Annotated in this window: 24 protein-coding genes and 1 pseudogene; 22 read left to right on the forward strand and 3 right to left on the reverse strand. The window is 26.9% G+C overall.

Translation table 11 applies throughout. The features are described 5' to 3' along the window. The first annotated feature begins 227 nt into the window (after positions 1-227). The 11 genes from ACY1IQ_RS13745 (at position 228) to ACY1IQ_RS13795 (ending at position 12,210) form a co-directional block, all read left to right on the forward strand. Positions 228-1,100 (forward strand): transglutaminase domain-containing protein, encoded by an 873-nt coding sequence (locus ACY1IQ_RS13745; RefSeq protein WP_461614477.1) that lies wholly within the window; start codon positions 228-230, stop codon positions 1,098-1,100. Positions 1,101-2,897: 1,797 nt separating this feature from the next. Further along, positions 2,898-4,331 carry a serine hydrolase gene (locus ACY1IQ_RS13750; RefSeq protein ID WP_461614478.1) on the forward strand — a complete coding sequence of 478 codons (1,434 nt, stop codon included), beginning with the start codon at positions 2,898-2,900 and terminating at the stop codon, positions 4,329-4,331. An 18-nt stretch (positions 4,332-4,349) separates the two neighbouring features. Beyond that, on the forward strand, positions 4,350-6,647 hold the full coding sequence (locus ACY1IQ_RS13755; protein ID WP_461614479.1) for a GNAT family N-acetyltransferase: 2,298 nt from the start codon (positions 4,350-4,352) through the stop codon (positions 6,645-6,647). Positions 6,648-6,683: 36 nt separating this feature from the next. After that, on the forward strand, positions 6,684-7,439 hold the full coding sequence (locus ACY1IQ_RS13760; RefSeq protein ID WP_461614480.1) for a hypothetical protein: 756 nt from the start codon (positions 6,684-6,686) through the stop codon (positions 7,437-7,439). Between the two features lie 172 nt (positions 7,440-7,611). Beyond that, a complete protein-coding gene (locus ACY1IQ_RS13765) occupies positions 7,612-8,118 on the forward strand; it encodes a GNAT family N-acetyltransferase (RefSeq protein WP_039636032.1) in 507 nt (168 codons plus the stop codon). 15 nt (positions 8,119-8,133) lie between these two features. Next, a complete protein-coding gene (locus ACY1IQ_RS13770; protein ID WP_461614481.1) occupies positions 8,134-8,790 on the forward strand; it encodes a hypothetical protein in 657 nt (218 codons plus the stop codon). Next, a complete protein-coding gene (locus ACY1IQ_RS13775; protein WP_461614482.1) occupies positions 8,768-9,346 on the forward strand; it encodes a hypothetical protein in 579 nt (192 codons plus the stop codon). The genes ACY1IQ_RS13770 and ACY1IQ_RS13775 overlap by 23 nt, the downstream gene beginning before the upstream one ends. 159 nt (positions 9,347-9,505) lie before the next feature. Then, positions 9,506-9,943: a 2-thiouracil desulfurase family protein gene (locus ACY1IQ_RS13780; RefSeq protein WP_461614483.1), complete on the forward strand. Its 438-nt coding sequence runs from the start codon at positions 9,506-9,508 to the stop codon at positions 9,941-9,943. Between the two features lie 30 nt (positions 9,944-9,973). Further along, positions 9,974-10,393, forward strand: a complete 420-nt coding sequence (locus tag ACY1IQ_RS13785) for a GNAT family N-acetyltransferase (RefSeq protein ID WP_461614484.1) — start codon at positions 9,974-9,976, stop codon at positions 10,391-10,393. A gap of 293 nt (positions 10,394-10,686) precedes the next feature. Continuing rightward, a complete protein-coding gene (locus ACY1IQ_RS13790) occupies positions 10,687-11,139 on the forward strand; it encodes a hypothetical protein (protein WP_461614485.1) in 453 nt (150 codons plus the stop codon). A 255-nt stretch (positions 11,140-11,394) separates the two neighbouring features. Beyond that, the gene (locus ACY1IQ_RS13795) at positions 11,395-12,210 is read left to right on the forward strand and encodes a hypothetical protein (protein WP_461614486.1); all 816 of its coding nucleotides are present in this window, start codon (positions 11,395-11,397) and stop codon (positions 12,208-12,210) included. 238 nt (positions 12,211-12,448) lie between these two features. On the opposite strand, the gene ACY1IQ_RS13800 is transcribed toward ACY1IQ_RS13795, so the two are convergent. After that, positions 12,449-13,048, reverse strand: coding sequence for a hypothetical protein (locus tag ACY1IQ_RS13800; RefSeq protein ID WP_461614487.1), 600 nt, complete (start codon positions 13,046-13,048; stop codon positions 12,449-12,451). A gap of 618 nt (positions 13,049-13,666) precedes the next feature. Between ACY1IQ_RS13800 and ACY1IQ_RS13805 the strand changes: the two genes are divergently transcribed. From ACY1IQ_RS13805 to ACY1IQ_RS13815, 3 genes are read left to right on the forward strand one after another with little or no spacing between them, the layout of a single operon-like run. Next, positions 13,667-15,187 carry a serine hydrolase domain-containing protein gene (locus ACY1IQ_RS13805; RefSeq protein ID WP_461614488.1) on the forward strand — a complete coding sequence of 507 codons (1,521 nt, stop codon included), beginning with the start codon at positions 13,667-13,669 and terminating at the stop codon, positions 15,185-15,187. 42 nt (positions 15,188-15,229) lie between these two features. Beyond that, positions 15,230-15,694: an aminoacyl-tRNA deacylase gene (locus ACY1IQ_RS13810; RefSeq protein WP_461614489.1), complete on the forward strand. Its 465-nt coding sequence runs from the start codon at positions 15,230-15,232 to the stop codon at positions 15,692-15,694. A 27-nt stretch (positions 15,695-15,721) separates the two neighbouring features. After that, a complete protein-coding gene (locus ACY1IQ_RS13815) occupies positions 15,722-16,303 on the forward strand; it encodes a GNAT family N-acetyltransferase (protein ID WP_461614490.1) in 582 nt (193 codons plus the stop codon). A gap of 187 nt (positions 16,304-16,490) precedes the next feature. On the opposite strand, the gene ACY1IQ_RS13820 is transcribed toward ACY1IQ_RS13815, so the two are convergent. Continuing rightward, a complete protein-coding gene (locus tag ACY1IQ_RS13820) occupies positions 16,491-17,804 on the reverse strand; it encodes a sodium-dependent transporter (RefSeq protein ID WP_461614491.1) in 1,314 nt (437 codons plus the stop codon). A gap of 502 nt (positions 17,805-18,306) precedes the next feature. Between ACY1IQ_RS13820 and ACY1IQ_RS13825 the strand changes: the two genes are divergently transcribed. The 5 genes and pseudogenes from ACY1IQ_RS13825 to tlp all read left to right on the forward strand — a co-directional run bounded on the left by ACY1IQ_RS13825 (position 18,307) and on the right by tlp (position 23,000). Then, a complete protein-coding gene (locus ACY1IQ_RS13825; RefSeq protein WP_461614492.1) occupies positions 18,307-19,281 on the forward strand; it encodes an MBL fold metallo-hydrolase in 975 nt (324 codons plus the stop codon). Between the two features lie 195 nt (positions 19,282-19,476). Further along, positions 19,477-21,441: an oligoendopeptidase F gene (gene pepF, locus ACY1IQ_RS13830; protein WP_461614493.1), complete on the forward strand. Its 1,965-nt coding sequence runs from the start codon at positions 19,477-19,479 to the stop codon at positions 21,439-21,441. A 160-nt stretch (positions 21,442-21,601) separates the two neighbouring features. Continuing rightward, positions 21,602-21,808: pseudogene (locus tag ACY1IQ_RS13835) on the forward strand (IS1595 family transposase); the annotation flags it as partial. 195 nt (positions 21,809-22,003) lie between these two features. Further along, on the forward strand, positions 22,004-22,195 hold the full coding sequence (locus tag ACY1IQ_RS13840) for a hypothetical protein (protein WP_461614494.1): 192 nt from the start codon (positions 22,004-22,006) through the stop codon (positions 22,193-22,195). Positions 22,196-22,772: 577 nt separating this feature from the next. Next, entirely contained in the window at positions 22,773-23,000 is a 228-nt protein-coding gene (gene tlp / locus ACY1IQ_RS13845) for a small acid-soluble spore protein Tlp (protein WP_461614495.1), read from the forward strand. 423 nt (positions 23,001-23,423) lie between these two features. Here tlp and ACY1IQ_RS13850 read toward each other — a convergent pair whose 3' ends face one another. After that, positions 23,424-24,053 carry a hypothetical protein gene (locus tag ACY1IQ_RS13850; RefSeq protein ID WP_461614496.1) on the reverse strand — a complete coding sequence of 210 codons (630 nt, stop codon included), beginning with the start codon at positions 24,051-24,053 and terminating at the stop codon, positions 23,424-23,426. Positions 24,054-24,334: 281 nt separating this feature from the next. Here ACY1IQ_RS13850 and ACY1IQ_RS13855 point away from each other — a divergent pair, with 281 nt between their 5' ends. The 3 genes from ACY1IQ_RS13855 to ACY1IQ_RS13865 all read left to right on the forward strand — a co-directional run bounded on the left by ACY1IQ_RS13855 (position 24,335) and on the right by ACY1IQ_RS13865 (position 26,273). Next, on the forward strand, positions 24,335-24,511 hold the full coding sequence (locus ACY1IQ_RS13855) for a hypothetical protein (protein WP_461614497.1): 177 nt from the start codon (positions 24,335-24,337) through the stop codon (positions 24,509-24,511). Between the two features lie 91 nt (positions 24,512-24,602). Beyond that, a complete protein-coding gene (locus ACY1IQ_RS13860; RefSeq protein WP_461614498.1) occupies positions 24,603-25,262 on the forward strand; it encodes a sugar nucleotide-binding protein in 660 nt (219 codons plus the stop codon). A gap of 261 nt (positions 25,263-25,523) precedes the next feature. After that, positions 25,524-26,273 carry an ABC transporter ATP-binding protein gene (locus tag ACY1IQ_RS13865; RefSeq protein ID WP_461614499.1) on the forward strand — a complete coding sequence of 250 codons (750 nt, stop codon included), beginning with the start codon at positions 25,524-25,526 and terminating at the stop codon, positions 26,271-26,273. Position 26,274 lies beyond the last annotated feature (1 nt).

The raw sequence follows: 26,274 nt of genomic DNA on the forward strand, positions 1-26,274 counted from the left end.
AAATTTCTATTAAACTTTTTGATATTTTGTGTTAAAATCTTATGGTACTTAATTATTACACAATAAAATTTACTTTATATGTATTTTGATTTGTTTCTTATGTCCTAAAGTAAAGTTTTTATGATTGTACATAATAGCTTATTATGGTAATATTTTCTCTTTTATATGCTTAATATAAAAGTTGAAATAAAAATTATACAAATATATTTAAAGGAGACGAACTAAAGATGAAAAAATTTTTAGGGAAATTATTTGAAGTTATAGTTATTGTTTTATTTTTCTTGATAGGTGCTAAAACATTTAGAGTGCTTGATGCTACTATTGAACTCGCTGGGGAAACTTCAGTAGAAGCTGAAAATTATAGTGAGTATTGTAATATAGTAAAACAATCTATAAATAATTATGACAGCTCTATAATTATAAAGATTAAAGATTTTGATAAAGAAACATATGATGTTGATTCTATGAACAACATATTGAAAGCTAACGAATTAGAGACTCTTAATTCCAGTGTAAAACGATATACAATTACCAAATATGATATACTTAATACTTTTTTAAAAATTGATTTTAGATACGTAGATAGTGTGGAGGAATTAAAGAGAAAAGAAAAATTGGTAAATGAAAAAGTTCATGAGATAGTTAAAAATACAATTACTAATGAAATGGGAGAGTATGAAAAAGAAAAGGCCTTATATGATTATCTAGTCAATAATTGTGAATATGATATGGATACCTTTAATTCCGGGGTATTGGATAAAAATAATGATGAATATAGTGCGTTAATTAATGGACTTAGTATGTGCAAAGGATATGCTCAGGCTATGAATCGGCTTCTAAAAGCTGCTAATATAGAGTCAAAGATTGTTATTGGAGATATTATTGATGCAGAGGAACCAGATAAGGAAAAACTTGGACATGCATGGAACATAGTTAAAATAAACGGTAAGAATTATCACATAGACGCTACTTGGGATTCTACATATACACATATGTATAATGAAACTTCAGATTATTTCTTTAATTTGTCAGATGAAGAAATAGAAAGTACTCGTACATGGAAAAGAAAGTCTTATCCTGTATGTAATACTTTACAATAATATATAGGAATTATAGAAGGCATTTTTAAAGAAAAATAAAGATGATAAAACTAATAATTACATATTTATAATTACTGTCATAAAATAAGAATATTGCATTATATCAATGATTTTGAATGTATTTAAAGTGAAATATATTCTATGTAGGGGCGAACAGTGTTCGCCAGAAAATATTGTACATACAGTTGAGTTTTAACTAGTTATCTAAACATTTATCCACATTGTTGATAAAAATAAATCAATAATGTGGATATTTATTTTAAAATCTATATGTGCAGATTAATTAGGTGATACAGCATGTAAAATGGAGTAAAGAAAATTAACTCTTATTGCTTAACAAAATAAATCAGAAAAAATAAAGAAGATGTTAATTTACATAGTGGAGTAACTGATGAAGTAAGTACATAAAAGATTACGTATAATTCTAGAAGGTATGGTTTTTATAATTATAATTTAGCACACACATACATATAAGTGTTAAAAATAATAAAGATTGATAACATAAAGTCTATATAAATACTTTTAAATTAATAAAAAATTCTTAAAATTATAAGTCAGTCATTGATTTGTGGTAAATAATATATTACAATATAATTATTGGAAATGAAAGGAGAATTAGTGATGAGTATGTTGTTATAATTCTAGTAAATAAAAATCTGTAATAAAATTATAGCAAGAATTTTTTAACCTTTTAAAAAATAGGTTTGTTTATGTGAATTTTAAGATTTTAATTATATAGATGGTCTTATCAATTACAATTCTTTAATTTTCATTTCATATTAAAATAAGTTATATAAAGGGTTAATTGTCACTTAGATTAATACTAAATGTTATGAATTACAAAGCTAATTTTATAGAATTTAGATATTAGAGGATAATGATTTATTAACTTTAGCTTATTTAATAATTTGAAACAGAACTGTATTCATTTTTGATAACACAGTTTTTTATTTTAAAATAAGGCGTTTACTATAAATAACCAGTCAAAGATGTGAGATATTTTGTACAATAGTGACCAGTTAATTTTAAAGACGTTTAAGTATATATGTCAATTGTAAGTTACCATAGCTATTAATCTTATAAAAGGTAAATAAGTTTACTTTGTAAGTATTTTTAATACTTGGTAATAAAATTTTAAAGTATAAAATTAAGTTAAACTTAAGTATATAGTATGTGGTGTTTTTACTATATACTTATACCATCATCATAGGGGAATAGGTTTAAAGCTTATAGGTTTTAATTATGGTGAAAAAATTGTACTTTTAACATTATAGTAGATATATGTAATATGAAATTTAAAGGATGTAGATGAATAGCGTGTTCATCTGCATCCTTAGTTTTTTTGAAAGGGGATGATTAAGAAATTTTTATGATTCAATAAAAAATAAATAGATATTATTAATAAATATTTTGAGTTTTGGAGGAGAATATGAACAAAAATTCTAGAAAAATTGGAAAGCTTCTTAAATTTATAATAGATCGGAATAACAGCACGTGATGGCAATGATAAATTAAATTCAGTTTTAATAACAAAATCATCAGAAGAGTCCTTTTATAATAAGTTTGAGTTGATAGAAATAGCAACGACTCGAGGCATCTTCAAAAAAATAACCAGTCAGTATGCTCGTCTATTTTTCATCATACTGCGTCGTTAGAACTTCATGATAGCCAAACTATCATGAAAACCTATCTCCTTGTATAATGCTAAATATACTTCGCATCTTTGACCTGTTATTTTTTTTCAGATGCCTTATATCAATGCTTAGATGGCAATAGATAAAGAGAGGAAGAGATAGTATGGATATTAAAAATAAAATGATAAAAAATTTAGATATGATAATAAATGAATATGTAGAGAAAGAATCCATTCCAGGATTAGCAGTAGGAGTAGTTTATGATAATGAGATTCTTTACACAAAAGGATTTGGTGTGAAGAATGTTGATACAAAAGAACCAGTTGATGAAAATTCACTTTTTCACATGGCATCAGTTTCAAAAACTTTTGTGGCTACAGGAATAATGCAGCTAGTAGAAAAGGGCAAGATTAAATTGGATTCACATTTAACAGAATATCTGCCGTACTTTCAGCTTAAAGATGATAGATATAAGAATATAACTATAAGGCAATTATTAAGTCATATGTCAGGCATGCCAGATGTAGATGATTATGGATGGGATAAGCCTCAATATGATGAAGATGCTCTAGAGAAGTATGTTAAAAGTATTAAAAATGAAGAATTAATGTGGGAGCCAGGAGAAAAATTTGCTTATAGTAATATTGCTTTTGAGATACTAGGGGATGTTATTGCAAAGGTTTCAGGGGTATCTTTTGAAGAATATATGAAAGTAAATATTTTAGAAGTTCTTCAAATGAAGGAAAGTGACTTTTTTAATCCTAATGTTTCAAAAGAATTACTTACAACACCTCATATTCTTGGAGTTGAAAATGGGTATGCTGGAGTAGTAAGTGAGGTATTTCCTTATAATCGTGCTCATGGACCAAGTTCTACACTATGTTCAAATGTAACAGAAATGTGTAACTATGCTATTGCTAATATGAATGGAGGATGTTTTGGAGAAGAAAAGATATTAGAACCACATAGTTATTCAGAACTTTGGCATAATCATGGTTCTACAGGTTGGGGTGGATACACTTCAGAAGTTGGATTAGCATGGTTTTTAGGAGAATATAAAGGAAATAAAGTGAGGTCTCATAGTGGATTAGATACAGGATTTAGAAGCAATTTTATCATCTTACCTGAAAGAGGTATATCTGTAGTTATTATGACTAATTCAGATTATATCGGACTTAAGCTTATTTGCATGGCTATTTTAGACATACTTTTAGGAGAAGAAGTTCAATATGTAAAACAATCTCTTGCACACCATATGGCAAAAAAATTGTTTGATAATAATTTTGAAGCAGCATTAAAAGAATATTACTTAATAAAAGAAAATTCATTTGATAAATATAATTTTATTGAGGATGAATTTAAATTTGTTGCTTATGAATTAGTGGAGCGGGGAAAAGTAAAAAAAGCTATTGAAGTTATGAAAATCTCCACTGAAATATCTCCAGAATCATCAAATCTTTACTATAATCTTGCTAAAATGTATTTACTTCATGGAGATAAAGAACTTGCCTTAGAAAACTATAAAGAATCAATGAAATTAGATCCTGATAATATAAAGGCTAAAAAGAAAGTAGAAGAATTAATTAGAGAAATTTAGTAAAAATGGGGGCTATATATGGAAGATATAAAATTAGTAGAATATAATAACTCTTACGCAAAATCCATAGCAGATATGTGGAGAAGAAGTACTGAAGGATGGAACGGAAATAATGGTACAGAAACAGAAGAGAGTATTTTAAAAGAACATGAAAGCATCACAGATATAAATACTTATTTAGCATTAAAGGGGGAAGAGGTAGTAGGATATTGCGGTTTTTCTAAATATCAGTATGATGATAACACCCTTTATATAAGACTTTTAAATGTAAGATATGATCTTCATGGGATGGGTATTGGAAGAGCTCTGGTATGCAAATGTGTAGAGAGGACTACAGAACTAGGATGGCCAAGAGTTGATCTTTTTACATGGCCGGGAAATATAAAATCTCTTCCTCTTTATAAAAGATGTGGATTTTTTTTAGAAAAGAGAGATGATACCACACATTTGATGAATTTTATCCCAAAAGTATTAAATACAGAGGCATTTAAAGAATATTTTAAAAATGTAAATTGGTATAGAGATTTAGAGAGAACTATAGATATGGAACCAGATGGCATAGAAGAAGATGGATTCACCTATTATGAGTATAGTTGGGAAAAAGAAGGAAAAGAATTAAAAGTTCAATTTGAAAATAAAAGCCGAGGCATTAGATTAGTTGACGTAGAAGATTACTTAATTAAGACTTATGTGGAGGAACAAAAGCTTATATTTGGAGAGAAGTATAAGATTAAATATGAAGTTTTAAATAAATCTAAAACTCCTTTAAATATTAAAATTAAGGGCTTAGATGATAAAAATATAAAGTATTCATTTAATGATGAATTTGAAGTTTTAGATAGAGAAATTATTGAAGGGGAATTTGTGGTTGAGGAACCTAAAGAAAAGGTAGCCTCATTAAATACTTATCCATCTGTTATATCAGAAGTTTTAATAAATGGAAAGAGTGTAGAATTTAGAATTGGTATAGATTCGCAATATCCGGCAGATATATCTCTAAAAGTTCCAAAAGGAGAATGCTATAAAAATGTTAATTCATCTTTATATTTAGATATAAAAAATAACTATCAAAAAGATGTTACCTTTGAAATTAAGCTTAGAGATAATGAGTCTATTAAGTTTATAAATAAAGAAATAAATATAAATATGAAGGCAAATGAGAAAAAGTCTTTAAAAATTCAATATATATTAAATAACTTTAATTTCTATAATGAATTGATTGAAGTGAAGGCTAAATTTCCAGATGGAAAAGAGGTGGTGTTTACAAAAGCATTAGTTGCTCCTTTTAAGGGTAGAGAAGGAAGATTTGGTGGCAAAACAGAAGACTTTTATATGATTGCAAATGGACCTTATTCATTAAAATTAGATGAAGAAAATAGTATATCAATAGAAGCTTTTGGAGCATATGATTTGGCTTTCAATTTATACTATCCAATGTTAGGAAGACCTTTTTCTGAAGAATTTTCTAATGGAAGACCTAATAATATAGAGCATTATGAAGAAAAAGATAAGATAGTTTTAAAAATAACCTATATATCTGAAATCTTTAAAAATATAAGAGTAGAATCTATATTAAAGCTTTCTCAAAATGGAATAGTAGAATATCATTACGAGATATATAATGATGGAGACGCTGAAATAGCTAGTGACATTTTCTTATGCAACAATTTATTTATGAAATTAACTAATGGTATTTTGCCAATAAAAAATAAATTTGTTCAAATTATAGACCCAAGAGCTATGTGGGCAGAAAATTTTAATCTTGATGATTTAACAGAAAATTGGATATATGCTAGGGGCACAGGAGAAAACATAGGAATATGCTGGCATAAAGATTTGAAAATTAAATCAAATGGGTGGAAGATTGCCTTTGAGCATAATCTTGGGAAGATGAAAGCTTGTGAAAAAAAGGTAACAAAGCCTGTGTTTATGGTATTGAACACCTTTAAAGATTGGAAAGACTTTAGAAATTTTGCTCTAGAAGAAAGTAATGCTGAGAATTTACATTTTAATAACAATTTTGAAATGATTATAAACGAAGGTAATCCTTTTGTAGAAGAAAAGTTTGCTGTTAGTGTTAAGCAATATCAAAACTATGGGTTAGACGGAGAATATTCAATAATTTCTGGCTATAACAATTTTGAAAAATACAGCAAAAGCATAAATGAAGAAGATAAAATCTTTAAAACAAAACTTGAAGCTTCTTTAAAAAATGATATTGATAGAGATATTTTGAAATTAGAGGCAGATTCTAAAAGTATGTATTCAGAAGAATATAAAATGGTATTTAAAGTTAAAGATGCTTTCTGTGAATGAAAAATAGTTGAAGAACAGGGGCATAAAGTTCACTCTGTGAATAATGGTGTTATGGAAATTAAAGCATGCGAGACTTTTAGCCACGTATTATATTCTTTAAAATACAATAATCATGATTTTCTTGAGAGTTCATTCCCGACACCAGTACCAAAATCATGGTTTAATCCTTGGTTTGGAGGCATAGGAACAATGCCAGAAGATTTAAGTTTTAGATCAGTATTAAAAGAAAATATTAAAGCAGATTTTGTTACTATTGAAGATAATCTCAAAAATAAATGGCAGGGTATTAAAGTAAAACTTCATATAAAAAATCATGAGAAGTTTAAGGGGGTAGTAATAAATCAATATTATTTAATGCTACCTGGAGTGTCAGTATTATGTCATACAGCGGAAATAGTACAAAATACAGGTAATTTTATGAGTCTTGAACCCTTTGAGAGCTTTACATTCTTCAATTTTGATGAGAATCTTAAAAATAATTGGCTTAAGTTAAAGAATATAAAAGGAGGCTTTGATAAGTATAAAGTAGGAGTAGAAGATATGGATATTCCAACTACTTCTTCAATACTATATGGAAGTAATGATATAAAGGATAAAATTCAACTTTATTTAAATCATGATGAAGCAAAATGTCTTGGATCTATAAATACAAATGATACTACTGCTTTAATATCAAGACATATAACCATGGAAGAAGGTATAGCAAAATTTACTTCTCCAGACTTTTATGTATTTACTGAGGATTATATAGAAGATGAACTTCTAAAAGATTTAAAAAATATAAGATTCTAAGCTTGTAATAATAGGGGACGGTTCTTAAAATTTTTAGGAATTATAAAAATTTGAGAACTGTTTCTATAAAGAAAGTAGGACTTATGAGATTTGAAAAATAGCCAAAGGGAATAAATAAGTATCTAAGTTTTATTTGTATAAAGCTTAGATACTTAAAAAAGGAGAATTTAAAATGAATATAACAATTAAACAATTACAAAAAGAATTATTTATAGATACAGCAAAGATGATAACGGAACTTATGAACTATCATAGAAAATTAAATAATGCACCAAAGGAATTTTGGACTGATGATGAGGAATCTATTGAAACTCTTAAAGAATGGCAAGCAACAGGAACAATATACAATGTGTTTAAAGATGAAGAAACAGTAGGATTTTTTTATATAAGATTTGGTGGACAAAATGCTGCTTGGTTAGAAGACTTATATATATCAGAAGAATTTAGAGGACAAGGTATAGGAAAAAAAGCTATGACAGCTTTAGATAATCTTATGGAAGAGAAAAAAATAACAGCTATGTTTGTTAGTGTAATTCCAAGAAACATAGCTGCAATTAAGCTTTATAGAGATTGTGGTTTTGATCATTTAAATATGATTGAACTTAGAAAGAATTATGACAAGAGACTAAATAAAAGCGAAGAAGTAGACATTTTAGGATTCCAATTTAAAAAATATTAGAAAAGAGTGGGAAGATTGGAGAATAAAAGGTTAAATTTTTATTTTTTTGGGGACATCGGCACTTATGATGAGTTCAATCCAGCATGTGTATGTAACAAAGAATATGCTCCAGAAATATTATATAGTATTGCAAGTCATAGACCATTTTCCATATGTAAATTTGATATAATGAAAAAATTAAACATTGAGGAAAATGATTTTGATGATGTAATTAGTAGTCTTAAATTAATAAATTCTATAGATGAAGATGAAAAGGGATATAAAATAAATTTTCCAACATTTTTAGAGAAAGATGTAATAAGTATGGACAAGCATTTAAATAATATAGGTGAAGTAGTTGGAGATAAAATAATATCTTTAAAGAATATACTTTATGAAAAGCTATCATGCTTAACAAATTATAAGACTTTTACCAATGAAAGATTATTATATCATATCATCTGTGATGAAATTTTTGATGGAACTGCCTTTGATTTTTTTGAATCTAGGAAAGTTTTTTGCACATCTAAACTTCAAAAGAATAATAGAGATTATATTATAGTGGCTTATGAAGGTAGTAGCATAGTAGAAAAACACAGTGATAAACTACTATGCAGTAGTAATAATTATAGAATTAATGGCTTTACTTTTAATAGCTTTGGAGATTCAAATGGAGCGAGGAAAGATATATAGATTTTTTAGATTAGTGCAAAAGGGTCTTGAAAATGTATCTCCTTTTTATGATTTAAATTTATCTTATATAAAAGTTATAGATGATATGAATAAGGAGATTGCCAAAAGATGTGGAGAGTTAATTTATGATGCATATAATAACTCTATTAATTATGATGAACTTACAAATAAAGATAAAAATTTATTACATTTTCTTAATGAAGTTAACTATATAACTATAAATGATGAAGATAAAAGTATATCTATAAATATACCAATATTTCAATCTAATGATAAATGTATAATCAATGAAATATCGGATATTGTTCTTTCAAATATTTTCCCAATAGTAAAGGAGATTTTTGAAAACTTTGAAACTAATGTTCCAGATTTAACTGGAGTAATACACAAAGTAGACATAAAAGAAATAGCTAATGAACTATGGCATCAAATTTTTGGATCTACTAATGAATACCTAGTAAAAAAGTCCTTTGTTCAGCAGCCAGAAGATTTAAATGGGCAAGGTAGATATTTAAGAAGTTTGTATATGGAGAAAAATAAGGGGACGGTTCATTAATTTATTGAGCTTAATAAAGATATAATTCAAGATAGATTAGATTATTTTGACAATGTTTATAAGGTGTTATAAATTTTATTGTAAAATCTTCTGTTAATAGCTTATAATAGATGATTAATAGTATTACATTATATAAGATATAAGGGGGGGATTTTGATTATGTATTTAGTAAGTTCCTGTTCAGCTGGAGTAAACTGTAGATATAATGGAAGTAATAGTGAAAATAAATTCATATTACAACTAGTTAAAGAAGGAAAAGCTATAGCCTTATGTCCAGAACAGCTAGCTGAATTACCAACACCAAGACCAAGTTGTGAAATTATTATAGATGAAAGTGGTAATAAGAAAGTAGTTAGTAAAGATGGACAAGATTTTACTAAAGAATTTACTGAAGGTGCAGAAAAGACTTTAGCTATTGCAAAAATTACAGGAATTAAGAAAACAATATTACAGTCTAAAAGTCCTTCTTGTGGATATGGGTTTATATATGATGGAAACTTTTCAGGTAAATTAACAAAAGGAAATGGATTAACTGCAGAGATATTAATTAATAATGGAATTAAAGTATATACAGAAAATGATTTAAATCAATTATAATTATATTAATATTTAAAAAGGAGGATAAGAATGAATAATATTATAAAGGATATTGAGATTAAACATAGTATACCATCTATAGAAGAATATTTAAATCTTAGAAAAATATCAGGTCTAAGTGAAAAAACTGTAGAAGCTGCAGAGATAGGATTAAAAAATTCACTATATTCTGTAATCATATATCATAAAGATTCACTTATTGGAATGGGAAGAGTAATTGGTGATGGAGGTTGCTTTTTTCAAGTTGTTGATATAGCGGTTACACCTACTTTTCAAGGTAATGGTATTGGAAAAATAATAATGAGAGAAGTAATGAATTATTTAGATAAGTCAGTACCTAAAGGCGGGTATGTAAGTCTTATTGCTGATGACCCTGCAAATAATTTATATGAACAATTTGGATTCAAATATACATATCCACGTTCATATGGTATGCATATATACTATTAAGAAATACTTAAAATAAATCTTTATTACTAATTTTTTTATGTAATAAAATCATAGGATGAATTGCAAGAAAAGATAGAAGAGATTTTTCTATCTTTTTCTATTATTGAAGGAGAATTTATATTTACATGGAAATTATAATTCAAGAATAGTTATCTTTTAGTAACTATTCTTGAATGTTTTATGGTTATCTGTTACGGTATATATAAGTATAGAGATTAACTAATATTATGATTAAAAGCCAACTATAGTATTTTTTGTAATTATTAGTAAGTGTAATTTAAGGGAGGATTATCATGGGGGTTTTTGCAAATGAAATAAACTTTGATAGTTTAATAACTAATTTAGGAAATTGTTGTTTAAAGAAAGATAGTTGTACAAGTTGTATTAAAGAAAAATGCTTAATAGGATATTCAGAAGAAAGTGTTAAGAAATGCTTAAAAAATAATGTTACTTATGTTGAAAATGGATATGAAAATATTCCATTAGCTGATACCAAAGTATATGATCATGATAATTTAATTGTTGCTATAGCTGATATTCTTAAGCAGTGTAAAAGCTGTAGAGAAAATCATTATGATAATTGTATAATAAATGTTATAAGAAGTTGTTATGAAGTAGCTCTTGTTGGGGAAACTCAAAAATATAAAGGAAGTACATTAATTTATTTAAGTGATATAAAACATCTTAATGAAGACATAGGAAATAAAATACTTGATAAATATAATTTAATTAAATCATATAAATAACTAATAAGCATATTCAAAAATAACTAGCTAGCATACTAGTGTATTTTTCATCATACTCCGTCGTTTCAAATTATTATGAAGATATATATTCTTTCTGTTTGATGCAAAATATACTTTGTATCTTTGACTAGTTATTTTCTTTCATATGCCAAATTAAAAATCACCCTTTATTAAATTAAATCATAATAAAAATAATTCAATGAAAGATGATTTGAGTTTACAATTAGATATAAATATTGGAGGTAATATTATAAGATGATATCTTCTGAAATTTTAAACCGTAAAGGTGCAACAAAGGCAGAAAGAATACCAAAGGAGATCATAGAACTACTTAATAGTGGAGAAATCGAAACTGTAAACCTAACTGAATGGCTTCAAGTTGATCAAGTTTTTTTGTTGAAAAATATATTAAAAGAAATGGATAAAGAAAGCTATTTAAAATTAATTTTAACAGATATTATAAATTCTAAAAAGCAATCAACAGTGACCTTAATTGGGATTATAGGAAGAAGAATGTCTCAATTGTCACATGAAGATAATCAATGGGAAGAAAATTTACAAATTCTTTCTAATCATAAATCTGATACTGTAAGGTGTTGGGCTGCATATTTTAGTATTAATAATAAAGCTACCTTTGAGGAAAATTTAGAAAAGATTAAATTTTCTGCAGCAGATCATCATTTTGGAGTTAGAGAAATTGCATGGATGGCAATAAGACCAGAAATTGATAAGAACCTAGAAAAAAGTATAGAAATACTTTCTAATTGGACAAAAGATAGTGATGAAAATATTAGACGTTTTCCATCAGAAGCTACAAGGCCTAGAGGAGTATGGTGTAAACATATTGAAATATTAAAAGTAAATCCAGCACTAGGACTTTCAATTTTAGAACCACTTAAGTCAGATAGTTCAAAATATGTGCAAGACAGCGTATCAAATTGGTTAAATGATGCAAGTAAAACACAGCCTAATTGGGTAATTGAAATATGTAATCAATGGAAAGATGAAAGTCCTATAAAACATACTGAAAGGATTATAAAACGAGGTTTACGTTCAATAAATAAAGAATAAAATGAAAAATGTTATTAAAATCTTCCTCATGGAATTAAAAGTAATGTATAGGTTCAATTTAAATTAAAAAGCACTATATTTTAAGCGGCTAATTTTAAGTTTTTTACTGTTATAAAAATATATAATTTATAAATATAAGCTTTGATGTTCATAAAAGCAAAAATGCTCTGAATTATTATCAGAGCATTCTCATAATAAATATATATTTTATTGAAAGAAAAATTATAATAATTTATAATTAATCTCTATATTTAACTCTTTCTAGGATAACTATTGTTTGTTCCATATTAGGATTAACCATAAAACCATTAGCTAATCTTGAAACAGGTTCTTTAGTATTACTATGTATTCTATTACCTAAATCATTTGAAATAATAAAACTAATCTCCCATCCTTCTCTTCCATAGAGATTAAGTTTGTTTTCAAAGTATTCAAGAGTAAATGTTCCATTATAATTATCTCTAAAATCTATCACTTTATATTCCTTATACTCTTTATATCCTTTATATTCCTTATTTTCCTTAATATTACTTTCTAGTTGAATCTTTGAATTAATAATTGAAATCAATGAAGCTAATTCTTCTATATAGTATTTTGATAAATCTAAATCAGGTTTTAATACTTTCTTATTTTTATGATCGGATTCATCTAGTAATACCAAATCGGTAAACTTTCCTGTTCTTTTATATATTTCGTAAGATTCTTTTGTATATCTTTTACCAAAGAGCTTAACTGAAATATTATCTAGAGCCTCCCTAGATTCTACGTCTGTTTCACAATTAAAATAACCAATATTCTTAAGTAACTCCTCTAATTCGGCTATTAACTTATTAACCATTTTTTCCTCCAGCATCTCATTGTATTTTTATATTGTTTACATTATAATTTATTCTTTATAAAAACTATTTCTCCTTTTATTTATGCGTTTTAAAGAAATTTCTAAAAAAAGTATATATATTTAGTATAACATAAAATTTTAAGAAATAATAAATAAAAAATAACCAAGAAATTTTTAAAAATATGGTAAAATTTAGTAGTAAATAATTGAATATGAACTTCTATTTTAATAGATAAAATAGAAGTTAAAATTGTGAGGAGCAATATATATTCAAGAATTGATTTAGAAAGGTACTTGCAGATATATGTAAAGATGTATTAAACATTTATAAAAACTGTGTAGATGAGAGTTTTTTAACTAAAGGGTATTTTTAAAGAATATGACGATTGTATATCAAATACAGAAAAAATGAACAAATATATATTTAATAATACAATCATAAGGAAATTAAGTTGTATCATTAAATTAAGCTAGGGAATACATCAGACTAATGGACAGATCATTGAAATGTAAATAGATTAAATTAAAACTCTTTAATTAAAGATGTTTTTTAATTTTAATATTTACTTATTTAAAGAGCTGTCCTAGATATAAAATAATGATAAAGGGGAGATTAGGGTGAAAAAATTAAATCCTATATTTAAATTAGGAATAATAACTATACTTTTAACTTATTTTGCTACCTGTTTTAATGTTTATGGTAAAGAATATAACTTAGGAGATACAGAAAAATTTATAAATAAATTGAATGATGAAATGCCTAAATTGATGAGTAAATATAATATTCCAGGAGCTTCAATTGGAATAGTAGAAGAAGGAAAAATTCAAGGAATTTATAATTATGGCATGTCAGATAAGAAAGATAAAGTGATGGTAGATGATAACACGGTATTTCAAGTTGCCTCTATTTCAAAAAGCATAACATCTTGGGGAATAATGAAATTAGTCGAAGAGGGTAAAATTGACTTAGATATGCCTGTTGAAAAATATCTTACAAGGTGGAAGTTGCCGGAATCTGAATATAACACTAATAAAATTACAGTTAGAACATTGTTAAGTCATACTTCAGGTCTATCTGGTGTTAATTATGCAGGTTATTCTCCAAAGGAAAAGTTACCTACAATTGAGGAATCACTTTTAGGAGAAAACTATAGCAAGAATAAAGTAGAGATTATAAAAGAAGCAGGAGAACAATTTAAATATTCTGGTGGAGGATATACTATTCTTCAATTGATAGTTGAAGAAGTTACAGGAATGACTTTTGAAGATTATATGAAAAAAGAGATAATTGATAAATTAACATTAAATAATAGCTCTTTTATATTAGATAAAAGTACAGAAGAGAATCTTTCAAGCAGTTATGGTGTTTTAGGCAATGAAATTCCTAGATATATGTATACAGAAAAAGCTGCAGCAGGTTTATTTACAACTACAACTGATTTATGTAAGTTTATGATTGCAAACTTAGAAGGTTATAATGAGAATACTAATTCTAAAACTCTAATAAGTAAAGAAAATATTAATTTAATGCACACTCCATTAAAAAATACTTATGGGCTAGGATATGCAACAAAAGAATTGGAAAATGGATATAAGACTATAGGACATAGTGGTTCAAATAGAGGATGGCGTTCTAATTTTACAATAATACCAGAGAAAAATAGTGGAGTTGTAATTCTAACTAATAGTGATAATGGAACTAATTTACTTATAGATATAATGAGTTATTGGGAAAAGTATAGTATGGGGGAATCTATTGAAAATTATAAACCTGAAAATGGTCTTGTAAAAATTATTAAGTATGTATCTATTGGACTATTTTTCGTATTGTCATTATACATGTTATCCATAATAGTTAAGATAAGAAAAGGTAAAAGAGTATTTATTTCAAGAATTCAATATAAATCTGTTTTAAGTAAGGTTATAAGGATTATAATTCCTGTATTAATCGGAATAGCTTGGTGGGTAATTTTTTATGGACAAGTAGTGAGTAAGTGGACTATAGCATCAACCCTACCATATGAATGTAAGTGGATTACGTGGGCAGTGACAACTTGGTGTATATTATTTGCCATATCTGGGATATTTCCAAAAGAAAAAGTTCACCATAAAATATATAATAACTATAAGTATAACTAAACTGATGATAACTATATCTCAAGATGTTTGGAGGGGATAAATTTGAAGGAGTTTGAGAATAAGCTAAAAGAATACTTACTAAAAAATAATATAGATGGAGAACAGTATATTTTTGAAGAGACTTGTCATTCTGTTGAAGAAGCGGCTACAGCAGCTAATGCATCTACAGAAGATTTTGTAAAAAATATATGTATGATTGATAGTAACGGAAAGCTTATTGTAGCTATAGTTAAGGGCGAGCATAGAGCAAGTACGTCAAGAGTAGCAAAAGCATTAAATATTGAAATTCCAAGAACTGCAACGCCAGAAGAAATACTTGAAATTACTGGATATCCTTGTGGAGGAGTACCTTCATTTGGATATGACGCAATATTTTTAATTGACCCTAAAGTTATAGAAAGAGAATTTGTTTATACAGGTGGAGGATCACCTTATTCCTTAACGAAAATTTCAACTAAATTGCTACAACAAGTAAATAATGGTCAAATTGTTAGGGTGAGAAAATAGATTGTTATTGAAAGTACAAAATAAACTATGAGATTAAAGGGGAAATATGAAATGTTTGAAGGGGCAAGAATAGAAACTAATAGATTGCTTATAAGACCTTATTCTTTAGAAGATGCCGAAAGAATTTTTCAAATTGTAGGAGAGGATAATTTTTATAAATATATTCCTGAAGATGTACCATCACTAGATGAGGTAAAGGATATTATTAAATGGTCTATGGATTGTTGTAAAAAGAATACTCCAGATAAGATATATAAGTTCAATTTAGCTATCATTCATAAGGGTGATAACAAAGTTATTGGGTATTGTGGACTAGGTCCTGACGATTTAGATCTACAGGAAATTGAACTTTATTATGGATTGTCTAGTGAATATAGAAGTCAAGGGCTAGCATCAGAAGCTGCCTATGCACTTGTTGAGTATGGTTTTAAAGTTATTAAGCTGAAAAAGATTATTGGGCTGGTAGATGCTGAAAATATACATTCAATTAAATTGGTTGAAAAATTAGGAATGAAATATCATTTTAAGATTAAGGATTTACCTAAAAATTTATCTTATTTTGAAAATCTTTCTTATTATTCAATACTAAGAGAAGAATTTATTAAATAAATTATTTTACATACTACATTGTAAACACATAAGCAATTATATTGTATTAGTTGCTAAATATTTTTATATTAATTATAAAAAAGTAGAATATACAAAAAGCATTGTAAGACTTTGATAAACATATAAATCTTACAATGCTTTTTATTTTATATTCATTTAAAGTGAAAATAAAATTTAATTTAAAGTATTAACCAATTCCTCCATATATCGCCCCTAAAACAATAACTATTATTGATACAAATACAAAAACATATTTAGCTAAAGGCATAAACCAATTGCCTAAAGGTCGTTTTGCTCCCATATTAATTTCTTCTAAAGCCTTATCTGCTCCATATATCCAAAAGAAAGCTATGGCTGAAATTACTGTACCAAAAGGAGCTATATAAATAGTGATTATATCAGAAAAATTATTAAATAATTCTATATTAAAAGCTAATGGTATAGCAACTAAAAATGAAATTACTCCAATAAATAGTACGCTTTTTCTTCTACTCCATTTTGTTTTATACATAAAGGCCTCTGAAGTTGCTTCCATCATATTTATAGTTGAAGATACAGCCGCAAATACAATACTGCCAAAGAAAATGGCTCCAAATAAATGTCCACCAGGCATTGATTTAAAGATAGTTGGAACTGTTATAAATAATAAAGTAGGACCTGACGCTGGATCTAGTCCAAAAGCAAAAGCTGCTGGAATTATTATAAAAGCTGCTAGCATAGCTGATAAACTATCATAAAAAGCTGTATTTATTGCAGAAGAAGGTATATCAACATCTTTCTTTATGTAGCTACCATATACCACCATACCAGCTCCATTTAAAGATACAGTAAAGAATGCTTGGCCAAGAGCCATAACCCAAGTGGTAGGATTTAATAAATAAGACCATTTAGGAATTAATAAATATCTTATTCCTTCTGATGCTCCAGGAAGGGTTACAGACCTAATAAGTAATATTATAAATATAATAAATAGTGCAGGCATCATAACTTTATTTGCTTTTTCAATTCCTTTGCTAACTCCATAGGCTACAACAACAGTTGTTATCAACAAAGCTAAAGCAAGCCAAAAAATAGTTTCATTGCTTCCTAAAAAACTATCTAAGTAATTTGGAACATCTATATTTTTAAAATTACTGGTTGTGCTTATTGAAAAATATTTTAAGACCCATCCAACCACTACATTATAAAATAAGAATATTCCCCAAACACCTAAAGTTGGTATTAGAGATATGATAGATGAACCGAATATATTCTTTTCATCTAAGATTTCTTTTATACCACCTAAGGAACCTTTTCCCTTTGCTCTCCCTAAAGCGAATTCTCCCATAAGTCCTGTAGTTCCTAATATAAATACAAATATAAAATAGGGTATAAGAAAAGCGGCTCCCCCATACTGACCTAATCTCCAAGAAAACATCCATATGTTTCCAAGCCCAACTGCTGAACCTATACAAGAAAGTATAAATCCAAATTTACTTGAAAAATTCTCTCTTTCTTTCATTTTAACTCCTCCTTATTAATTTTCTATATAAAAAAACCACATAGACATTTTATCTACGCGGTGTAAATTCTTAATAAAATAAACCACGCAGAGCTCTACGTGGTTTTATTGCATAACTATATAACCATCATAGACGCAAACTGTATTTTAAAAAATACTTTACTAATTTGCATCTATGAATTTTTTTCATTTCAGCAAACCTTATCTATAATAGCTATAATAATATTCATTTGTATTTATCATTTTTATAGTAATCATAATAAGTTGCTCCTCACATGGAATATTTTAATAGATTATACTATAAATATTTAAATAATTCAATAAAAAGTCTTTAGTTAATTAATATTTTCTTTATATAACCTATGATTGTAGGTGAGATTCCAATTATAAACAATATTTAAATGTAAATTATAAGGTGTCATAGTATAATGATATAAACGAGGATTTATTTATAAATAGGTATGTTAAACCAAAGAATAGATAAGATGAAAGGGGAATTAATATGATTGAACAAGTATATAAAAATGTTTATAGGAATGAAATACCATTGCCTAATAATCCATTAAGAGCTATAAATAGCTATATTATATTGTCAGAGGATAGAAATTTAATAATAGATAGTGGATTTGATACAGAAGAATGTAGGCACGCATTTATGAATGGTATAGAGGAACTTGGTTTAGATTTAAATAAGACAGATCTTTTAGTAACTCATTTGCATGCTGACCATTCAGGACTTGCTGCTGTTTTAAGTAAACAAGGTTTTAGGGTATATTCAGGAGAAACAGATGGTCATATGATAAATAAGATGGCTACTGCAGAATATTGGAATACTTTTAATGACTACAAAAAACTATTTTCTCTTACTCAAGATAATATAAATTTTGATGACCATCCTGGATATAAATTTTCTCCAAAGGAACCAGTAGATTTTATATTATTACATGAAAATGATGAAATAAATATAGGGGAATTTTCTTTTAAAGTAGTTAATATTCCAGGACATACACCAGGTCATATAGGGCTTTATGAAGAGGAACACAAATTGTTTTTCTGTGGAGACCATATATTAGGAAAGATAACTCCTAATATAGCATTTTGGGGATTTGAATATGGTGATATGTTGGAAGTATATTTAAAGAATTTAAGGAAAATATATGATTATGACATAAATTATTTATTTCCTGCTCATAGATTTATAATAAAAGATCATAAAACAAGAATAAATGAATTAATTAACCATCATGAAAGCCGCCTTGATGAGGTTATGAATATAATAAAAGAAGAAAAGAAAACAGTTAGAGATACTGCAGCATCCATGCATTGGGAATTGCGATATGATAAGTGGGAAGATTTCCCTAATCCTCAAAAATGGTTTGCTTCAGGAGAGGCTATGTCACATTTAGAACATCTTTTATATATGGGAAAAGTTGAAAGAACAGAAGAAAATGGAGTTTTATACTATAAGCTTAAGTAGAATAAAAACCTATTATCTTTAATGATAGTAGGTTTTTATAATCTAGACTTATCATAGTATTGAAGGACTAAATTTTAAGTTTTCATAATTTCTTTAAAATACATACACTGAAAATTAACTTATAAAGAGTATAATGTATCTAATATATGTAATAAAATTACAGTTATTGAAATTTTATTCAAGTGGAGGGGTATCATGCTAAAATCAAGAAAAAAAATTGTTATTATCTGCATAACTGCTAGTATGATGATGAATTCAACGATTAATACTTTTGCAATAGTTAATAAAAATGGTGTAAATGTAAACGAAAAACAATCAATAATGTATTCTGAGTCTAAGAACAATACAATAAAGCCTCAAGGTGAAAAGAAGATTGATGACAAATATAAATGGAATTTGGAGGATATTTATAAAGATGTACAAGCGTGGGAAAAGGATATTGAGAAAGTAAGAAAAGAATATTTCCCTAAATATAAAGAATACGAAGGTAAGTTAAAAGATCCTAATAAGCTGCTTGAATTTTTAAAAATGGATGAAGAAGCATCAATTGTTTTAAGTAAAATATATTGGTATGCTGGTTTTAGAGGAGATTTAAATCAAGGAGACAATGAGGCAACAGAACTGATTTCTAAAGCAGATAGTATTGTTGCAGAATATGATCAACTGGTAACCTTTTTTACACCTGAATTGTTATCACAAGATGAAGCTTCATTAAAAAGTCTTATAGCAAATCCAAAATTAAAAAATTATGCTCATTTTATAGAATCTTTAATAAGGCAAAAAGAACATGCCCTTTCAAAAGAAGAGGAAGATATATTAGCAAATGCATCAGAATTTGTAGGTAGTCCACAAGAGATTTTTAACAAATTGAGAATGGCAGATATGAGAAAAGCAATTATAAAAGATAAAAACGGAAAAGACATGGAATTAACTTCAGGAGTATATTCAAATATACTTGATGGAAAAGATAGAGAGCTAAGAAAGAAAGCATTTGAAGCTAATGGTAAAGTAACAGAAGAGCTTCAAAATACTTTTGCTTCTATTTATCTAGCTTCTGTAAAAAAGGATATTTTCTTAGCTAAATCTAGAAAATATAACTCCACTCTTGAAGCATCTCTTGCTAAGGATAATATTCCAAGGGAAGTTTATGATAATTTAATTACAGCAGTTAATAACAATATGGAACCACTTCATAAATATGTAGAATTAAAAAGAAAAATTACAAATCTTGATAAGATACATGCATATGATTTATATGTTCCACTAGTTGATAATTATAAATTAACAATACCTTATGAAGATGCTAAAAAGATGGTTTTAGAAGGACTAAAACCACTTGGAGAAGAATATTTATCTATAGTTAAGAAAGGCTTTGATAATAGATGGTTAGATGTTTATGAATCAAAAAGTAAGAGAACAGGTGGGTATAATCTAGGACTTTATGGTGTACACCCATTTGTACTTTTAAATTATACTGACTCTTTAGATGACATGTTAACAGTAGGACATGAAATGGGGCATGCGGTAAACTCTGTTTATGCAGGAAAAGCTCAATCATATATGAATGCACATACACCTATATTTAATGCGGAAGTAGCTTCAACAACTAATGAATTGATGATAATTAAAAATTTAATAAAAAATGCTAAGAATGATGATGAAAAGCTATATTTATTAAATCAATTAATTGAAAATATAAAAGGTACAGTATATACTCAAGTAATGTTTGCGGAATTTGAAAAAACAGTACATGAAAAGTTAGAAGCAGGAGAACCATTATCAGCTAAATCTCTAAGACAAATATATGGAGAATTAATAAAAAAATACTATGGTAATAGTTTTGCTCCAGATGAGTTAGGAAATTTAGGATGGGCAAAAATAACACATTTCTACAACAACTTCTATGTTTATAAATATGCTACTTCTATGGCAGCTTCTAATGAAATTGTTAAAAATATACTTGATGGAAAAGATAAGGATGCAGTTAATAAGTACTTAGAATTCTTAAAGACTGGATCTTCAGAATATCCTGTTGATGCACTAAAGAAAGCAGGAGTCGACCTAACAAAAACAACTTCAATAGATAATTTATTAGCTGAGTTTGGACAGTATGTAGACGAAATGGAAACTATCCTTAAAAAGCAAGGAAAAATAAAATAATTAAGATAATATATTAGCATAATTATAAAGTTATAAAACCTCTATGGAACAATAAATAAAAGTCCTTAGAGGTTTTTTTATTCTATGTTAGGGACGGTTCATTATATTTGTATTTGTATAAAATAAGTTATCATTGAATTGTAATGAACCGTCCCTTATACACGCCAATTTAAAAAGATGGATGGGTAGGTTTAATTGTGTTGCAACCAAGCATATCAGTAACTATCTTAAATGGTTCAAATGGATAAATACCTTTAGCACAGAAAAAGAAATTGTAAGGACTAAAAACTGGAAAGTTCATAGTAATATACCACATAGTTACACTATGGTAAAGGAATTTAAGACAAGGCAACCTATATTTGTATAAACATCATTTAATTTACATTTTTACTGGAATTATATTGAAATTTCTATGTATAACAAGAATATAAAGTAAAGAACAATGGTATTATGTGGCGAAAGACTAAATAATATTTTAACGTAAAAATTTATGATATAATTAGGCGAAAATATGATGATAATCCGAAGCATTAAAACTAAAGTTTAGAAAGGTGGAATTAAGATGTCAAATAAAATAAAAGCATATTGTCAACATGAGGAAGAGGAAGATAATGAGCAATTCCTAAGGAATTTTGAATATAAAGGAGAAGAAATATTCGCCTGTGATGCTTGCGAAACTGAAATATCAGAAGAGGAATATAAGCGTAATGACGGCATATGTGATGAGTGTAACGCTGATATATATGAGTCTTAGTTACTTTACATTCCAAATAAATTACCTATTAAAAACATTTAAGGGCAGTCCATTGGACTGCCCTTAGTTTATGTATAACATTAAAATAATGTGCAAGTGGAAGGTTAGGAAGTCCAACTTATCTGCATAGTGGAGTTACGCAAGTGCTACTGTACCCAAGCACATCTTAGCATTATACCAATTAATATGTTAGGGGACGGTTCATTATATTTATATAAAATAAGTTATCGTCAAATTGTAATGAACCGTCCCTTAAGTATTGAAAGACATTTTATGTTTTTCACATCGTTGATAAATATATTTTGCCAATAAGTTTTTCAAATTTTTATTTTTTCTTAACCGTAAATTAAGGTTAAAGCTTATAATGGTCTATTTTAATTGCATTAACATTTATATATTAGTAAATTTATACTTGTCCATAAAAAGATGCTTTAATTATATAATATAAGAAATATATAAGAAGTTAAAAATTATTACCACATAAATAAATATATTTATACACATAATAAAGAAAGAAGAGGTTTATATATAAACTATCTTTTAAAGGATAAATTTTAAAAAGAGGAGAGATGAAATTATGAAAAATAAACCAGATGATAGAAGAGATAATGTAGATAGAATTCAATATAACATTAGTAATACTATTGAAAACATTCATCGTGCAGATGAAATGATTGAAAAAACAGATGATGAAAATACGAAAAAAACATTAAGTGAAAAAAATCAGAGAAGAGAAGCAGCTCTTGATTCTATGAGAGAAGAAATTAAAGATGAAGCAATGGATAAACAAAACGGATATAAATAAAAATATTTTTTTATAGTTTATATTATTTAATATTATACATATAGAACGAGTACAAATTTAATATATCTAAAGTAGTAAATTATAGAAACAAAAGTATCATTTTTTTAGTGATACTTTTGCTTTTTTTTATCTATGTACAAATTTATTAATTATCTTTATTAGAAATTTTAGAAAGTGCAGTTGTAGTTCTATAAAAATTTTCAAGTATATTTATGAGATTTAAATTGGGAACTAACCTAGCAAGAATAGAACTAGCTAACATATTATCAATGTGAATTATAATAATAAATATTATGAGAGTTATAAAATGCTTATGTTTAAGGGACGGTTCATTATATTTGTATTTGTAAATTATAAGGTACTTAAATAATTTTAAATTATAAAGTAAATTATTGCTAAATTGTAATGAACCGTCCCTTACATTTAAACTATATCAAAATCCTTTACTAAGCTTGTAATTCTCCATTTTCCATCTTCTTTTGAAACTTCAAGGGTAGCATTCCAAATGTAGATATCTTTAGCAGAAGTTGTAGCTTCAAAAACTATTTTATATTTAAATTTAGAAGGGAAGATTTCCTCTTTTTCTATTTTATGGTCTTTAACCCATGGACTTGAAAACCCAGTTACCCATGAACCACGATCTTCTATTAATTTTTTAAATTCATTTTTTAGAACTTTGCTATAAGTAGCATATTGAAATACTCCATTTCTGTTCTTTATACCTTTTGCCCAAAGTTCAGCTATCTCATCTGCAGCTTTAGGATCATATAAATCTGCAAATTCTTCAAACATTTTACACCTAGCTTTTAACTCAATTTTATTTGTATCATATAGTCTTAGTCTATGTTCTTCTTTGTCATAGAAAGTATTAATATTAAAGTCCCTCATCAATGCTCTATCATTGATATAAATTTTATTATCTTTAATTAAGTAATCTCCATTATTAGGTACTTCCTTATCATTAACTAATACTGTAAAAGAGGATTTTGCATAAATTATGCTGGTAATAAAGAATGTTAAAAATAATGTAATAAATAATATCTTCTTATTCATTTAACTTCTCCTCAATAAAATAATCTTTAAAGCTATTTTGTGTATTAAGCTAGAAATATATAAATTTATTTTATGCTTTTAATAGATTTGCAAATTAAATAAGGAACTTAGATTATTAAAAAATTATTTTATGTAGATATGTTAAGAGTATAAGATTGGATTAAATATTAGAAAATTATGAAAATAATGATATAACTTGAATACATGTAGAACAACTTATCCGTGATTTATTTTGTAAGGAAGAATATAACTATAGTGATTTATAAAAAGGAGTAATGAAAATGAATATTTTAATTCTTGGGGCAAGTGGATTTTTAGGTGGACATATTTATAAAAAAATAAAATCTCAATTAGATTTTAATGTACTGGGAACTTGTTATGGATCAAATAATTGTGGTGACTTAATAAAACTTGATATAACTAATGAGGAAGAAGTTAAGGCATGTGAAAAAAAATAATAGACCAAAGATATTAGGATATTTTTCATCAGACAAGGAGTTAGGTTCTGCTCATAGTGGAGCTATGGGCAGGTTCTGATGACGCAGTATGATGGAAAATAGGCTAATATACTGGTTTATTATTTTTTTGAATGTGCCTCAAGACATAATATATAAATTTAAACCAGATATTGTTTTATGGAGCTTAATGAGTAGAGAAAGTGAAAAATATTTAATAGAAATGGGCCTGAATAATATCTTAAAATACTTATTACATAAGCAGAAGTTAATTTTTATTTCAACAAATGCTGTTTTTAATGGAAAAGGTAATTACAATGAAGAAGATAACCCGAAATATAAAAATAGTGATGAGTCATTAGCACTATATTTAAATGCAAAAATAGATGGTGAGAAAATAATTAAGCATCATGACAATTATATTATCATAAGACCAGGCGCTATTTATGGACAAGATATAAATGGAAATTGGGATAAACGGATATCTGATTTAATTAATAAATTAGAAGAAAAACAAGAAGTTGTAAGAACAGAAAATTTATATAATACTTTTGTAAAAGTAGATGAGTTAGCAGAAGCTATATTAGAATTGATAAAATGTGATTATAAAGGAATTATTCATTTAGGGCCAGAGAAGAAGGAAAGTTATTATAATTATTATAGAAAAATGGCTGCACATTTAAATTTAGATACTAGCTTAATTAAAGGGATTTTATTGATGAAGATTATGCTGCTAAAAATAACCGCTCATTAGATTTATCAATAAATACATCTAAGTGCAGAAAACTATTAGGAAATATGTTTAGTAATATATAGGGATGGTTCATTACTTTTTACAAATTAGAAGATTTTAAAATCTTAATGAACCGTTCCTTATATTTAGTCCTAGAAAGTATTCATAATTTGAGTATTTTCTAGGGCTATTATTTTTTGCTATATAAAATTATATTTCTTTATAAATTCTTTAAACTTTAGTTTTATTATAAGCTTGTATGAATTGAAGGAGGAAATATAGATGAAAGATAAAAAGTTACAAATAATTAATTTAAATAAAAAAATTAAAGGAAGGACTATTATAAGTGATTTGTCTTTTGAAGTTGAAAGTGGAGATATATGTGGATTTCTTGGATCAAATGGTTCGGGAAAAACTACTACAATTAGGATGATTACAGGACTTATTTCTCCTAATAGTGGAGAAATATTAATATCAGATAAAGATGTAAATAAAAATCGTAAAGAGGCTCTTTTAAAACTTGGTGCTATTGTTGAATCTCCTATATTTTTCCCATATATGTCAGGAAGAAAAAATCTTCAAAATCTTGCTAGACTAAATCCAAATATGGATGGCAAAAGTCAATTAAATAAAGTGGAAGAAGTTTTAGAAGTTGTAGGACTAAAGGATAGAGCAAATGATAAGGTTAAGACCTATTCTCTTGGAATGAAGCAGAGGCTAGGAATTGCTCAAGCACTTTTAAATAACCCTGAAGTGATAATTTTAGACGAGCCTGCAAATGGATTAGACCCCATAGGAATGAGGGATTTAAGAAATTTGATTATAAGATTGCAGAAGGAAAGAGGAATTACCTTCCTTATTTCTAGTCATCTTTTAGATGAGCTTCAACAAATGTGTAATAGATTAGTTGTTATAAAGAATGGTAAATTAATATGGCAAGGATTTACAAGTGAGTTATTGGAAAAAGCTAAAGGAAGTAACAGGCTAGAAGATGCATTTATAGAGCTTGTTATAAATAAAGAAGGTGAATAAA

The organism is Clostridium sp. Marseille-QA1073 (assembly GCF_054863625.1).

Bases quoted from the DNA above. Each gene is read 5' to 3' on its own strand.
- ACY1IQ_RS13820 (WP_461614491.1), bottom strand. From the start codon at position 17,804: ATGAAAGAAAGAGAGAATTTTTCAAGTAAATTTGGATTTATACTTTCT.
- ACY1IQ_RS13755 (WP_461614479.1), top strand. From the start codon at position 4,350: ATGGAAGATATAAAATTAGTAGAATATAATAACTCTTACGCAAAATCC.
- ACY1IQ_RS13825 (WP_461614492.1), top strand. From the start codon at position 18,307: ATGATTGAACAAGTATATAAAAATGTTTATAGGAATGAAATACCATTG.
- ACY1IQ_RS13815 (WP_461614490.1), top strand. From the start codon at position 15,722: ATGAGATTAAAGGGGAAATATGAAATGTTTGAAGGGGCAAGAATAGAA.
- ACY1IQ_RS13775 (WP_461614482.1), top strand. From the start codon at position 8,768: ATGGAGCGAGGAAAGATATATAGATTTTTTAGATTAGTGCAAAAGGGT.
- ACY1IQ_RS13745 (WP_461614477.1), top strand. From the start codon at position 228: ATGAAAAAATTTTTAGGGAAATTATTTGAAGTTATAGTTATTGTTTTA.
- ACY1IQ_RS13865 (WP_461614499.1), top strand. From the start codon at position 25,524: ATGAAAGATAAAAAGTTACAAATAATTAATTTAAATAAAAAAATTAAA.
- ACY1IQ_RS13790 (WP_461614485.1), top strand. From the start codon at position 10,687: ATGGGGGTTTTTGCAAATGAAATAAACTTTGATAGTTTAATAACTAAT.
- ACY1IQ_RS13800 (WP_461614487.1), bottom strand. From the start codon at position 13,048: ATGGTTAATAAGTTAATAGCCGAATTAGAGGAGTTACTTAAGAATATT.
- ACY1IQ_RS13795 (WP_461614486.1), top strand. From the start codon at position 11,395: ATGATATCTTCTGAAATTTTAAACCGTAAAGGTGCAACAAAGGCAGAA.
- ACY1IQ_RS13850 (WP_461614496.1), bottom strand. From the start codon at position 24,053: ATGAATAAGAAGATATTATTTATTACATTATTTTTAACATTCTTTATT.
- ACY1IQ_RS13860 (WP_461614498.1), top strand. From the start codon at position 24,603: ATGGAAAATAGGCTAATATACTGGTTTATTATTTTTTTGAATGTGCCT.
- ACY1IQ_RS13750 (WP_461614478.1), top strand. From the start codon at position 2,898: ATGGATATTAAAAATAAAATGATAAAAAATTTAGATATGATAATAAAT.
- ACY1IQ_RS13785 (WP_461614484.1), top strand. From the start codon at position 9,974: ATGAATAATATTATAAAGGATATTGAGATTAAACATAGTATACCATCT.
- tlp (WP_461614495.1), top strand. From the start codon at position 22,773: ATGAAAAATAAACCAGATGATAGAAGAGATAATGTAGATAGAATTCAA.
- ACY1IQ_RS13840 (WP_461614494.1), top strand. From the start codon at position 22,004: ATGTCAAATAAAATAAAAGCATATTGTCAACATGAGGAAGAGGAAGAT.
- ACY1IQ_RS13765 (WP_039636032.1), top strand. From the start codon at position 7,612: ATGAATATAACAATTAAACAATTACAAAAAGAATTATTTATAGATACA.
- ACY1IQ_RS13855 (WP_461614497.1), top strand. From the start codon at position 24,335: ATGAATATTTTAATTCTTGGGGCAAGTGGATTTTTAGGTGGACATATT.
- pepF (WP_461614493.1), top strand. From the start codon at position 19,477: ATGCTAAAATCAAGAAAAAAAATTGTTATTATCTGCATAACTGCTAGT.
- ACY1IQ_RS13780 (WP_461614483.1), top strand. From the start codon at position 9,506: ATGTATTTAGTAAGTTCCTGTTCAGCTGGAGTAAACTGTAGATATAAT.